This is a genomic window from Klebsiella sp. TF21-TM (genome assembly GCF_019753495.1).
Taxonomy (GTDB): domain Bacteria; phylum Pseudomonadota; class Gammaproteobacteria; order Enterobacterales; family Enterobacteriaceae; genus Klebsiella; species Klebsiella quasipneumoniae.
In genome coordinates, this window is record NZ_JAIJYL010000011.1 from 103,987 (window position 1) to 116,144 (window position 12,158).

At 63.7% G+C, this 12,158-nt stretch carries 11 protein-coding genes and 1 pseudogene; 9 read left to right on the top strand and 3 right to left on the bottom strand.

All coding sequences use genetic code 11. From position 1 onward, the window contains the following. Positions 1–6: 6 nt before the first annotated feature. On the bottom strand, positions 7–1,593 hold the full coding sequence (gene hpxW, locus K5R89_RS12830; protein ID WP_217259403.1) for a gamma-glutamyltransferase family protein: 1,587 nt from the start codon (positions 1,591–1,593) through the stop codon (positions 7–9). Between the two features lie 179 nt (positions 1,594–1,772). On the opposite strand from hpxW, the gene hpxU reads away from it, so the two are divergent. From hpxU to K5R89_RS12875, 9 genes and pseudogenes are all read left to right on the top strand, one after another. Continuing rightward, positions 1,773–2,612, top strand: a complete 840-nt coding sequence (gene hpxU, locus K5R89_RS12835; RefSeq protein WP_124074051.1) for a MurR/RpiR family transcriptional regulator HpxU — start codon at positions 1,773–1,775, stop codon at positions 2,610–2,612. Positions 2,613–2,826: 214 nt separating this feature from the next. Further along, positions 2,827–3,612 (top strand): transporter substrate-binding domain-containing protein, encoded by a 786-nt coding sequence (locus tag K5R89_RS12840; RefSeq protein WP_023289755.1) that lies wholly within the window; start codon positions 2,827–2,829, stop codon positions 3,610–3,612. 9 nt (positions 3,613–3,621) lie between these two features. Further along, positions 3,622–4,287 (top strand): amino acid ABC transporter permease, encoded by a 666-nt coding sequence (locus K5R89_RS12845; RefSeq protein WP_135733145.1) that lies wholly within the window; start codon positions 3,622–3,624, stop codon positions 4,285–4,287. Then, entirely contained in the window at positions 4,287–4,943 is a 657-nt protein-coding gene (locus K5R89_RS12850) for an amino acid ABC transporter permease (protein ID WP_217259416.1), read from the top strand. The genes K5R89_RS12845 and K5R89_RS12850 overlap by 1 nt, the downstream gene beginning before the upstream one ends. After that, positions 4,924–5,661, top strand: coding sequence for an amino acid ABC transporter ATP-binding protein (locus K5R89_RS12855; protein WP_002905293.1), 738 nt, complete (start codon positions 4,924–4,926; stop codon positions 5,659–5,661). The genes K5R89_RS12850 and K5R89_RS12855 overlap by 20 nt, the downstream gene beginning before the upstream one ends. A 15-nt stretch (positions 5,662–5,676) precedes the next feature. Further along, positions 5,677–6,918: an alanine--glyoxylate aminotransferase family protein gene (locus K5R89_RS12860; protein ID WP_044523339.1), complete on the top strand. Its 1,242-nt coding sequence runs from the start codon at positions 5,677–5,679 to the stop codon at positions 6,916–6,918. Further along, a complete protein-coding gene (gene hpxK / locus K5R89_RS12865; RefSeq protein ID WP_221853865.1) occupies positions 6,915–8,174 on the top strand; it encodes an allantoate amidohydrolase in 1,260 nt (419 codons plus the stop codon). The genes K5R89_RS12860 and hpxK overlap by 4 nt, the downstream gene beginning before the upstream one ends. A gap of 63 nt (positions 8,175–8,237) precedes the next feature. Next, positions 8,238–8,390: pseudogene (locus tag K5R89_RS12870) on the top strand (LysR family transcriptional regulator); the annotation flags it as partial. A gap of 88 nt (positions 8,391–8,478) precedes the next feature. After that, positions 8,479–8,967: a hypothetical protein gene (locus tag K5R89_RS12875; protein ID WP_032452914.1), complete on the top strand. Its 489-nt coding sequence runs from the start codon at positions 8,479–8,481 to the stop codon at positions 8,965–8,967. A 229-nt stretch (positions 8,968–9,196) separates the two neighbouring features. Here the strand turns inward: K5R89_RS12875 and K5R89_RS12880 are convergent, their stop codons facing one another. Continuing rightward, positions 9,197–10,297 (bottom strand): NADH:flavin oxidoreductase/NADH oxidase, encoded by a 1,101-nt coding sequence (locus tag K5R89_RS12880; protein WP_023289748.1) that lies wholly within the window; start codon positions 10,295–10,297, stop codon positions 9,197–9,199. Between the two features lie 107 nt (positions 10,298–10,404). Then, positions 10,405–12,012, bottom strand: coding sequence for an FAD-NAD(P)-binding protein (locus K5R89_RS12885; RefSeq protein ID WP_221853866.1), 1,608 nt, complete (start codon positions 12,010–12,012; stop codon positions 10,405–10,407). Positions 12,013–12,158: the final 146 nt, after the last annotated feature.

A 12,158-nucleotide genomic window follows, 5' to 3' on the forward strand; every position in this document is an offset into this window, starting at 1 on the left:
TGCTCCTTAGTATCCGGCGGCGGCGCCGTTGCTGCGTGGATCGGTAGCCCCTTCAAGCAGGCCGTTGGGATGGCGGACAATGGCCCCGGCGTGGCCCATCGCCTCGCTGAAATCGGCCAGCACTTCCACCTCGTGCCCCAGCTCGCGCAGGCGAGCGATGCAGGCGGGGGCAAAGCGTCCCTCCAGCTTCAGTGAATCCGAGGACTGGCCCCAGGTGCGGCCCAGCAGCCAGCGCGGCTGGGAGATGCTCTCCTGCAGCGGCGCCCCCTGCAGGATATAGCGGGTAAACAGCGCCGCCTGGGTCTGCGGCTGACCGTCGCCGCCCATCGAGCCATAGACCATCACCCGGCCATCGTTCAGGCGCGCCGCGGCGGGGTTGAGGGTATGGAACGGCTGTTTGCCTGGCGCCAGCGCCAGAAGATGCTGCGGATCGAGGCTGAAGGCCGCCCCGCGGTTTTGCCAGACGATCCCGGTGTCCGGGATCACCACGCCGCTGCCAAACTCGTGATAGATGCTCTGAATGAATGACACCGCCAGGCCGCTGTTATCCACGACGCCCATCCAGACGGTATCGCCCGGGCCTTTGCCGCCGCCCCAGGGCGAAGCGCTGGCGTCGTCGATGCTGTCGGCCAGCGGCTGCAGCGCCTCCGGAGTCAGCAGTTGCTGAACGTCGACATCCAGATGGCGCGGATCGGTGATATGCGCATCGCGCAGGGCAAATGCCCGCTTGGTGGCTTCGACGATGCGATGCACCGTTTGCGCCTCGTCGGCGTCGGCCATGTTCAGACGGTCAGTGATGCCGAGGATCGCCAGCGACACCAGCCCCTGCGTCGGCGGGGCGAGGTTCCACAGCGTGCCCTGTCGGTGCTGGAGCGTCAGCGGCGCCGGGCGCCGGGCGCGGTGGGCCTGCAGGTCGCCGAGGGTGACGGGCATCCCCAGCGCGGCCATCCCCTGGGCGAGACGTTCGGCCAGCGGGCCGCGATAGAAACTGTCGAGACCGTCGCTGGCCAGCATGCGCAGGGTTCCGGCGAGGGCGGGCTGGCGAAAGCGGCTGCCGGCCCGGGGGGGCTCGCCTGCCGCCAGCCAGGTTTCGCTGAAGCCCGGCTGGTGGCGCAGCTCTTCCAGTTTGCTGGCGGTGGCATGGGCCTGCGAGGCGGTGACCGGAATGCCGTCTTCGGCATAACCGATAGCATCGGCCAGCAGGCGCGCCACCGGCAGCGCGCGGCCGGTTAAGTCCCGTGAAATTCGCAGCGCCTCGTCCCAGCCGCTGACGGTGCCGGCGACGGTCAGCGCAGCCTGCGGCCCCCGGTGGGGGATATGCCGCTGACCGGCATAGGCCTCGAGGGTGGCCAGCGAGCCGGCCGCCCCGCTGGCGTCAAGGGCGATGGGATCCCCCCCGGGAGGCACGATCAACCAGAAACCATCCCCGCCCAGGCCGTTCATGTGCGGATAGACGACGGCGATGGCCGCGGCGGCAGCCACCATCGCTTCAATGGCGCTGCCGCCCTCGCGCAGGATGGCCAGCGCGCTCTGGCTGGCGAGGTGGTGAGGAGCGACCGCCATGCCGTGGGTCGAAACGTTGCTACTGTGCATAAATTATCCTTTCTGAACGAATCACCCGCAGAACACTGCAAAAGCTGTTCCATCTCTGAACGTTTCGTTTCATTGATAAAAACAATGACCGGAATTTTCCCGCTGGCACGCTATGTGTAAGGCATAGCAGATACAGTATGATGAGGGATGGATGATGAAACGAAAGTTACAGGGGCGCTATGCAACAACTCGATGAACGACTGAAAGGGCAATATGCCTCGCTGTCGCCGCAGGAGCAGCGGGTGGCGGATTTCATCTTTGACCACTTTGATGACCTGATAAGCTACAACAGCGCCGAGCTGGCGCAGCTGAGCGGCGTGTCGAAAGCCACCGTCAGCCGGCTGTTCAAGCGCCTGGGCTATGACAAATATAAGGACATGCGCGATGAACTGCGCACCCTGCGCCAGAGCGGAATGCCGCTGACCGACCAGCGCGACGCGGTGCAGGGTAACACGCTGCTGGCGCGTCATTATAAGCAGGAGATGGCGAACCTCACCCAATGGGTCAATACCCTTGACGCTCACCAGTTCGCCGAGGCGCTGACGGCGATGGTGGCCGCGCGCCGCATTGTGGTGATTGGCATGCGCAATGCCTATCCGGCGGCGCTGCACCTGCGCCAGCAGCTGCTGCAGGCTCGCGGTCAGGTGCTGGTGCTGCCCCAGCCGGGGCAGAGCCTCAGCGAAGAGCTGGTCGACCTGACCGCCGATGACCTGGTGGTGATGATGGCGTTTCGCCGGCGGCCGCGGATCGTGCGCCCGCTGCTGCAGCAGCTGCAGCGCGACGGGGTGCCGGTTCTGTTAATGTGCGAGCCGCAGGCCCACAGCCTGTTCCCGCTCTCTCGCTGGCAGCTCTGCGCGCCGCTGGACAGCGTCTCGGCTTACGACAGCTATGCCTCGGTCAACAGTCTGATCAATCTGCTGGCCAATGCCTTTCTGCATGAAACGCTCGACAGCGGTCGTCCGCGGATCCACGATATCGCTACGCTTTATCAGCAGCTGGACGAGCTGGAACAACGCTGATGGGGCGCCAGCGTGGTGCTGTGCATCAATATGGTGCATTTGGTTCCGCGTTCTGGCGCCGTCGATTTTTACTCTTCTGCTCCTTACTCCCTGTCCGTTCTCACTTTTTGCCTTAATTCCTCGCCAACCCGCGCATCGACCGTATCTGGCACATTAGTTGCAAAAACAGATTCAAAGAATCTTTTGTTTCATGCTAACGTAACGGGTAAACATCATGAAGAAACTGTTGATCGCACTGGCCGGGGCCGCTTGTCTCCTTTCGTCTGTTTCCGCCGCTCAGGCTGACCAGCTCCAGGATATTGAAAAACGCGGCGTCATCCGCATTGCCGTACCCCAGGATTTTCCGCCATTCGGCTCGGTGGGGACCGACCTGCAGCCGCAGGGGTATGACATCGACATGGCGCGCTATCTGGCGAAGTCGATGAAGCTCAAGCTGCAGCTGGTCCCGGTAACCAGCGCCAACCGCGTGCCGTATCTGCAGACGGATAAGGTGGACCTGGTGATCTCCAGCCTCGGCAAAAACGCTGAGCGTGAGAAAGTGATCGACTTCAGCCGCGCCTACGCGCCGTTCTTCCTCGGGGTGTTTGGCCCGAAAGGGGCGGAGCTGAAGGACGCGGCCGCGCTGAGCGGTAAAAGCGTCGGCGTGACCCGCGGGGCGGTGGAAGACATGGTGCTGACCAGCGTGGCGCCGCAGGCGGCGCAGATTAAGCGCTACGAGGACAATAACACCACCCTGTCGGCCTACCTGTCAGGCCAGGTGCAGTATGTCGCCACCGGGAACCTGGTGGTGGCGGCCATCGCCCGGCAGAACGCCGACAAAGCGCCGGTGCCGAGCTTTATGCTGAAGGACTCGCCGTGCTTTATCGGGCTGAAAAAGAACGAACCAGCGCTGAAGGCGAAAGTGGATACCCTCATTGAGCAGGGCATTAAGGACGGCACCCTCAACGGTCTGTCTGAGAAGTGGCTGAAAGCGCCGCTGCCTGCCAGCCTCGGCGCGTAAGGTCTGTGGATGACGGAGCAACTTCATTTTTCTGAGCTCTGGCCGCACTGGCCGGAGCTGCTGGCCGGCCTGTGGGTGACGGTGCAGCTGACGGTGCTGGCGACGATCGGCGGACTGGCGATCGGCATCCTCGGGGCGGCGATCCGCAGCGGCCGCCCGGGCGCCCTCAGCCGGGTGTGGGGCGGATATGTGGAAATCATTCGTAACACGCCGTTCGTGGTGCAGCTCTTTTTTATCGTCTTTGGTTTACCGAACCTGGGACTGAAGATGACCGCCGGCGAAGCGGCGCTGCTGGCGATGGTGGTTAACCTTGGGGCCTACAGCACCGAGATCGTGCGCGCCGGCATTCAGGTGACGCCGAAAGGCCAGTGGGAGGCCGGACGCGTGCTCGGACTCAGCCGGACGCAAACCTTCATTCGCGTCGTGCTGCCCCCGGCGCTGCAGCGGATTTATCCGGCGCTGGTCAGCCAGTGCATCATCGTGATGCTCGGCTCGTCGGTGGTGTCGCAGGTCTCCTATGAGGAGTTGACCTTCGCCGCCAACCTGATCCAGTCGCGGACATTTTTGAGCTTTGAGGTCTATCTGGTGACCACCGGGATCTACTTAGCGTTATCGATAGCGATGCGTCAGCTGCTGATGGCGGCGGGGCGTAAATGGCTGGGAGTGCAGGCATGATGACCACCTTTACCGACTGGGACATTATCCGCAACCTGCTGCTGGCCGGTCGCTGGACGGTGCTGCTGTCGCTGGTCGCGTTTACCGGCGGGGCGCTGGTGACCTTACCGTTGCTGCTGCTGCGCCTGACCGGCGGACGGCAGGTAAAACGACTGATCCGCGGCTACGTCGAACTGTTTCAGGGGACGCCGCTGCTGATGCAGCTGTTTCTGGCATTTTTCGGCGTGGCGCTGTTCGGCATGGACGTCTCGGCATGGACCGCGGCGTCGGTGGCCCTGACGCTCTACACCAGCGCCTTTCTGCTGGATATCTGGTTCGGCAGCATTCGCGCGCTGCCGAAAGGCCAGTGGGAAGCCTCGCGCTGTCTCGGGCTGAGCTTCGGCCAGACCCTGTACCGGGTGGTGGCGCCGCAGGCGCTGCGCATCGCCATCGCGCCGACGGTGGGGTTCGCCGTGCAGGTGATCAAAGGTACGGCGCTGGCCTCGATTATTGGCTTTGTGGAGCTGACCAAGGCGGGAACCATGCTGACCAACGTCACTTACCAGCCGTTTAAAGTGTTTGCCCTGGTGGCGCTGGGCTATTTCATTCTGTGCTATCCGCTGTCCCGCTACAGCCGTTATCTGGAGAACAAATTCAATGCCTCTCATCACCATTAATCAGATGCAGAAGTACTACGGCGACAACCATGTGTTGAAGGGCGTCGATCTGGATATCGACATGGGGGAAGTGATCTCGATCATCGGCCGCAGCGGCTCGGGCAAAAGCACTCTGCTGCGCTGCATCAATGGCCTGGAGGGGTACCAGGAGGGGAGCATCAAGCTCGGGGGCATGACCATCACCGACCGCGATTCCCAGGCCCGGGAGATCAGCCGCTCCATCGGCATGGTGTTCCAGAACTTCAATCTCTTTCCGCACATGACGGCGCTGGAGAACGTCATGCTGGCCCCGCGGCGGGTGCTGAAGAAGTCCCAGGCCGAATGCCGCGAGCTGGCGCAGCGGATGCTGGAGAAGGTCGGGCTCGGCGACCGTCTGGATTACTACCCGGCCAACCTCTCCGGCGGCCAGCAGCAGCGCGTGGCCATCGCCCGGGCGCTGGCCATGTCGCCAAAGGTTTTACTTTGTGACGAAATCACCTCGGCGCTCGACCCTGAACTGGTGGGCGAAGTACTGAAGGTGCTGGAGCAGCTGGCGGCGGAAGGCATGACGCTGATCCTCGTCACCCATGAAATGAATTTTGCCCGCGAAGTGGGCGACCGCGTGGTGTTTATGCATCAGGGGCGCGTCTGGGAGCAGGGTGACAGCAAAACGCTGTTCGCCAGTCCGCAGACAACCGAACTGAAACAGTTTATCTCCTCGGTGCGCGGTCTTAACTAACGTAAGGAATGGCAGATGGATATCACTCAGTTTTCGCAAATTAACCCGCCGCAGCGCCTGCTGATGGGTCCGGGGCCGATCAACGCCGACCCGCGCGTGCTGCGCGCCATGGCGAGCCAGCTGGTGGGGCAGTACGATCCGGCGATGACCCACTATATGAATGAAGTGATGGCGCTCTACCGCGGCGTGTTTCGCACCGAAAACCGCTGGACGATGCTGGTGGACGGTACCTCCCGCGCCGGTATCGAAGCGATCCTGGTGTCGGCGATCCGTCCGGGCGACAAGGTGCTGGTGCCAGTGTTCGGCCGGTTTGGCCACCTGCTGTGCGAGATTGCGCGCCGTTGCCGGGCAGAGGTACACACCATCGAGGTGCCGTGGGGGGAAGTCTTTAGCCCGGACCAGGTTGAGGACGCGATCAAGCGCGTGCGCCCGCGCCTGCTGCTTACCGTGCAGGGCGATACCTCGACCACCATGCTGCAGCCGCTGGCGGAGCTGGGGGAGATTTGTCGTCGCCACGACGTGCTGTTCTATACTGACGCCACCGCGTCGCTCGGCGGCAACCCGCTGGAAACCGACGCCTGGCAGCTGGACGCGGTGTCCGCCGGGATGCAGAAGTGCCTGGGCGGCCCCTCCGGCACCTCGCCCATCACCCTCAGCCCGCGGATGGAAGAGGCGATCCGCCGCCGCCGCTGCATTGAGCAGGGGATCCGCACCGACGCCCACCACGATGGCGTCGACGAGATGATCTACTCCAACTATTTCGATCTCGGCATGGTGATGGATTACTGGGGGCCGGAGCGCCTTAACCACCACACCGAAGCGACCTCGGCGCTGTTCGCCGCCCGGGAGTGCGCGCGCCTGATCCTTCAGGAGGGACTCGACAACGGCATCGCCCGCCACAAGCTGCACGGCGACGCGCTGCTGAAAGGGATCCAGGCGATGGGTCTCGAGACCTTTGGCGACCTGCGGCACAAAATGAACAACGTGCTGGGGGTGGTGATCCCCAACGGGGTCAACGGCGACCAGGTGCGTAAGCTGATGCTGGAAGATTTCGGCATTGAGATTGGCACCTCGTTCGGCCCGCTGCACGGTAAAGTCTGGCGCATTGGCACCATGGGCTATAACGCGCGTAAAGACTGTGTGATGCAGACCCTCAGTGCGCTGGAGGCGGTGCTGAACTACCTCAAGTTCACCACCACCCAGGGCGCGGCGATGCAGGCGGCCTGGGATCACTACCGCACCGAGGGCAACCTATGAGTGATACCATCCGCCAGCAGGCGGAGAGAGAGGCGGCCGCCAGCCGGGTAATGGCGCGCGCCGACCAGCTGGCCGCCCTCAGCGAAACCGCCGACGCCCTGACCCGGGTCTATCTGTCGCCGGAGCATCTGCAGGCCAACCAGCTGGTGGGTCAGTGGATGCAGGCCGCCGGTATGATGGTGTGGCAGGACAGCGTCGGCAACATCTGCGGTCGCTATGAAGGCGTGCAGGAGGGCGCGCCGGCGGTGCTGCTGGGCTCTCATCTTGACACCGTGCGCAACGCCGGGCGCTACGACGGCATGCTCGGCGTGCTGACGGCGATTGAGGTGGTGCAGCGTCTGCACCAGCAGGGGCGACGGCTGGCAAAGGCTATCGAGATCGTCGGTTTTGGCGATGAAGAGGGCACCCGCTTCGGCATCACCCTGCTTGGCAGCCGCGGCGTCACCGGCACCTGGCCCGAAAGCTGGCTGTCGCAGTGCGATGCCGGCGGGGTGAGCGTCGCCCAGGCGCTGGTGAATGCCGGACTCGATCCGGCGCGGATCGCCCATGCCGCCCGCCGCCCGCAGGATATCGCCGCCTATCTGGAACTGCATATCGAGCAGGGGCCGTGCCTGGAGCAGGCGGGTCTGGCGCTCGGCGTAGTGGAGGCGATTAATGGCGCCCGCCGCCTGAACTGCCGCTTTACCGGCGAAGCCGGCCATGCCGGCACGGTGCCGATGCTCCATCGTAAGGACGCGCTCGCCGCGGCGGCGGAATGGATGGTGCAGGTGGAAAGCCTGACCCGGCAGCGCGGCGGCAATCTGGTGGCGACGGTCGGCACCCTGCGCTGTGCGCCGGGCGCGGTGAACGTGATACCGGGCGAGGTGCAGCTGACGCTGGATATTCGCGGCCCGCAGGATGCGCCGCTGGCGGCGCTGCTGGAGGAGTTGCTGGCGGAGGCGCAGGCCATTGCCGGGCGCCGCCAGCTGAGCTTCAGCGCCGAGGAGTATTATCGCATCCCCGCCACCGCCTGCGACAGCCAGCTGCAGGCGGTGCTGAGCGAGGCGGTGGTGGCAGTGCAGGGGCGGTCGCTGACGCTGCCGAGCGGCGCAGGGCATGACGCCATCGCCATCGCCGAGCGCTGGCCATCGGCCATGCTGTTTGTGCGCTGCCTGGGGGGCGTCAGCCATCACCCGGCGGAATCGGTCACCACTGCCGACGTCGGGCTGGCCATCGACGCGTTCTCCCGGGCGGTAGAGCAGGTGGCCGACGCCTGATCGCGCCGGTTGCCGTTCAGATTATGCCCTGGCGATTCCAGACCCCGGCGGGCCGCCATTCCCGGCCAGCTGGTGGAAATTCTGCCGGACTTCCCGGCGCCGCGTCGGCCGCTGTCGCTGCTCTATCCGCACCGGCATCTTTCGCACAAGGTGCGGGTCTTTGCCGACTGGCTGCAGGGGCTGGTGGCGACCCTGGAGCGGACGCCGCCGGCTTGACTCTGCTGGCTGAGCGTTTATATATAAAATGTGAATGCTATTAAAGCAATAAATCACAAGGCTGGATAATGACTCAACCTGTAAGGGAATGCTGATGAAACTCTGGAATAAAACACTGCTCGCTTCCGCACTGTGCCTGACCCTGTTTGGCTGCGACGATGCGTCGAAAGTAGATAACAAACTGGATAAGGCGAAAGATAATGCGGAGCAGATGAAGGATGCCGCGGCGGACAAAGCCCAGGCGATTAAGCAGGATGCGGATAAGCAAATTGATACGCTGAAAAGCCAGGCCGACGCCGAGGCCGATCGCCTGAAGGATCAGGCCAGCGCCATCAAGGCGGAGGCGGACAAGAAAGCGGATGCCATCGCCGAGCAGGCGAAAGCCCAGGCCGATGCGGTGAAGCAGAACGCAAAGCAGGAAAGTGACCGCATCGTCAAAGAGGCGGGTCAGATCAAAGACAACGCCATCGGCGACGCCAATCAGCTTTCAGCGGAAGCGGCGAGCAAAACCAAAGCCATTCAGGACAGTATCGCGAAGGATAAACAGAACGCTACGCCACCGGCCGCCCAGCAGTAACTCGCGGTGTTTGCCTGGCCAGCCGCCATCCGTAAAAACAGAGCGTGGAGCCTGATATCGCGCCCGACGGCGCTGCGCTTGCGCGGGCCTGCAAGCGGGGCGAGTTGGCTGCGCAATGATCGGGTATTGTAGGCCGGGCAAGGCGTTGCCGCCGCCCGGCACATAGAACGGCATTAACATCCTGCTCAGGGGTATCTTACGATACCCCTTTTTGATGCCCGTTCCGGGTTCAGCGGTTTGGAAGCAGGGTGCCTTTCAGGCCGTGCGGCTCGGAGCGCAGATATTGCGAAGGTACGCGAACCTGGGCGCCAAGGCTGGCCGCGGCGTGCCATGGCCAGTGCGGATCGTAGAGCACCGCGCGGGCGAGGGCGATCAGGTCGGCATCGCCATTCTCCAGCGCCGCTTCCGCCTGCTGCGGGTCGGTGATCAGTCCCACGCCAATCACCGGGATGGCTACCTGCTCGCGAATGTCGCGGGCGAAAGGCAACTGATACCCCGGCCCGACGGTGATTGCCTGCTGCGGCGACAATCCGCCGCTGGAAACATGGATATAGTCGCTGCCCAGCGCTTCCAGCTGCTGACTGAACTGAATGGACTGCTCGCCGTCCCAGCCGCCTTCGACCCAGTCGGTAGCCGACAACCTGACGCCCACCGCCATGGCGTTGCCCACCGCCTCGCGGATTGCCTTAAACACTTCCAGCGGATAGCGCATGCGGTTTTCCAGCGAACCGCCATACTCGTCCCGGCGCTGATTGCTGAGCGGCGAGAGAAACTGGTGCAGCAGATAGCCGTGGGCAGCGTGCAGCTCAATCAGCTCAAAGCCCAGGCGTTGGGCGCGCAATGCGCTGGCGACAAAGGCCGCTTTGATGCGCGCCAGATCGGCATGGCTCAGCTCGGCCGGGGCGCGATCGCCGTCGTGAAACGCCACCGCGGAGGGGGCGACGGTCTGCCAGCCGCCCTGGTTGAGCGCCAGCTGATGGCCACCCTGCCAGGGGGCCGCGCAGGAGGCCTTGCGCCCGGCATGCCCCAGCTGGATCCCCAGAGGGATCGGTGACCAGGCCCGGATATCCTCCACCACGGCGCGCAGGGCGTTTTCGGTTTCATCATCCCACAGCCCCAGATCCCCCGGCGAGATACGTCCCGCCGGCTCTACCGCCGTGGCTTCCAGAATTAACAGGCCGGCGCCGGAGAACGCCAGCTGCCCGAGATGGATCCGGTGCCAGGACGTCGCCTTCCCCTCGTCGGCAGAGTACTGACACATGGGGGCGATAACGATACGGTTATCCAGCGTCAACTGACCAATACGCGTCGCGCTAAAAAGATGACTCATGAGTACCTCGTAAATGTTAGACGTGGTCTTGCTCGGGGGCGAACAGCCACTGTTTATAGCACGCCAGCCAGCCCCCCTTTATTCGGATATTGCGTTTAAACGTCCCGCTAGTCGATAAACCAGAGACGGCGCCGCCGGCCGGTTGCCTGCTGTGACACCGCGCGGGCCATTGCGCTGCCAATCTCGGCGCTGGCCGTCAGCCCCTGGACAAAGGGGCGATCGTGCATCAGCCAGGGAAGGGCGCCGAAGGCGACCCGGCCGCGCACTGCCTCCGGCGCCTGCAGCGTGTAGTCATCGCCAACGTCCGGAATAGCGTCGCCGCAGGCCAGCAGCTGCTGGCGCAGTGAAGGAAAGGGCAGATCCCGGGTTTTCAGCGCTTTCTGTCCGCGGGCATCGATAAAGACATCGAATTCACAGCGCTGCTGATGATGGACAATTAGCGTCCGGTCAGACTCGCGCTGCAGATCGTAATCCTCACCCAGCGCCACAATTCGCAGAATGCCCGCCCGGTGCAGGGCCAGCAGGCGGCGAATGGACTCCGGCGGGATCGCGGCGTAGTTATCGATAAACACGCGGGCGAGCCCCTGGCGGAAGCGACGGCTGTCCTCGTCGTTGAGCTGCGGCACCACGGTTTCAATCGCCTCGTGCAGGCGGAGAATGGCATAGCGCCAGGGCACCGTGTGGCGCTCGCGCTTATTGCGCTCCACCTCCTGCAGATTGCGCTGCGCCCACTGGAAGGGGTCATGGGTAAGACGGTCGGCAAACCAGGCGTCGGCGATGCTGTCAGGCGTCAGCTGGCGCAGCCCCATCGCCTGGCACCAGGCCGGGGCGGCATATTCCAGTTCCTGGACGATCAGCTGAAACACCCGCTCCAGCAGGCCGTCGCTACCCTGAGCGACGGGCGCCTCGAGGGCGGCAGGGGTGGCGAACTCCAGCGGCTCCCACGGGATCGGGCAGTAGAAATCGGCCTCCGGCAGCACGCCGTTGCGTGACATCAGCGTGATCTCCAGCGCTTCGCTGCCGGGATGCAGGGAAAAATGGGTCGTTTTGTCATGTTCAGTATGGAAAACGCCGTGGCGGGCCACAACCGCCACGGCGGCATCAATCGCGCTTAAGGAGGTCCCGAGGATCCCGACCCGACAGGGGGCGATGTGGGCCTCCATCAGGCCGGTCCACGGACTGGGGAAGTACTGCCGGCTGGCGCGTTCTTCTTCAGGCCACAAATGGCCGGTGGCTACCACCACCAGATCGACGATATCCGGCTGCGCCGCGCTGTCGGTGTGGATGGCGATCCCGACGGGCTGCACCGCAATATCCGTGACCTCACAGGACTCGCAAACGTTCACCACGAAGCCGGCGTCTCTGGCCCGTTGGACAAGATACAGAAAGCGGTCGCGGTAGTACTCGCCGAGGATCACCCGCGGCAGAAACTGGCGCTCATGCAGCGCGTGCCGTTCAAGACCGCGCGCCGCCAGCCAGTCATCGCTCTGCTGCTGCAGCCATTGCAGATAGGTCAGGTCGATAGGGGGGATCTCAATGCTGGCGATGTTGGCCAGCATCTGCGCCGCGGTATTATCATCGCTGTAGGGCATACCGACCCCGGCCTGCGCCTCTTTTTCAAACAGCGCGATCGATAGCGGCTCACCGCGCTTCACCAGTTCATACAAGGTGTAAATCCCCGTCGGCCCGGCGCCGACGATGGCGATTCTCTTCATGATTCTCTCCCTTCCTGTGGGTGGATACGGCATCGGGGCAGTGCACTGAAACCAGCCTGTCCTTAATTCTGGTCGAAAATTAGCGAACCGGTGGGCCGTCGAACGCAATTTGAAACAAATTAGCGTGCTAATAAACTTGCCGACGG

Bases quoted from the DNA above. Each gene is read 5' to 3' on its own strand.
- K5R89_RS12875 (WP_032452914.1), top strand. From the start codon at position 8,479: ATGCTGATGAAACTCTGGAATAAAACACTGCTCGCTTCCGCACTGTGC.
- K5R89_RS12860 (WP_044523339.1), top strand. From the start codon at position 5,677: ATGGATATCACTCAGTTTTCGCAAATTAACCCGCCGCAGCGCCTGCTG.
- hpxW (WP_217259403.1), bottom strand. From the start codon at position 1,593: ATGCACAGTAGCAACGTTTCGACCCACGGCATGGCGGTCGCTCCTCAC.
- K5R89_RS12880 (WP_023289748.1), bottom strand. From the start codon at position 10,297: ATGAGTCATCTTTTTAGCGCGACGCGTATTGGTCAGTTGACGCTGGAT.
- K5R89_RS12840 (WP_023289755.1), top strand. From the start codon at position 2,827: ATGAAGAAACTGTTGATCGCACTGGCCGGGGCCGCTTGTCTCCTTTCG.
- K5R89_RS12845 (WP_135733145.1), top strand. From the start codon at position 3,622: ATGACGGAGCAACTTCATTTTTCTGAGCTCTGGCCGCACTGGCCGGAG.
- K5R89_RS12850 (WP_217259416.1), top strand. From the start codon at position 4,287: ATGACCACCTTTACCGACTGGGACATTATCCGCAACCTGCTGCTGGCC.
- hpxK (WP_221853865.1), top strand. From the start codon at position 6,915: ATGAGTGATACCATCCGCCAGCAGGCGGAGAGAGAGGCGGCCGCCAGC.
- K5R89_RS12855 (WP_002905293.1), top strand. From the start codon at position 4,924: ATGCCTCTCATCACCATTAATCAGATGCAGAAGTACTACGGCGACAAC.
- K5R89_RS12885 (WP_221853866.1), bottom strand. From the start codon at position 12,012: ATGAAGAGAATCGCCATCGTCGGCGCCGGGCCGACGGGGATTTACACC.
- hpxU (WP_124074051.1), top strand. From the start codon at position 1,773: ATGCAACAACTCGATGAACGACTGAAAGGGCAATATGCCTCGCTGTCG.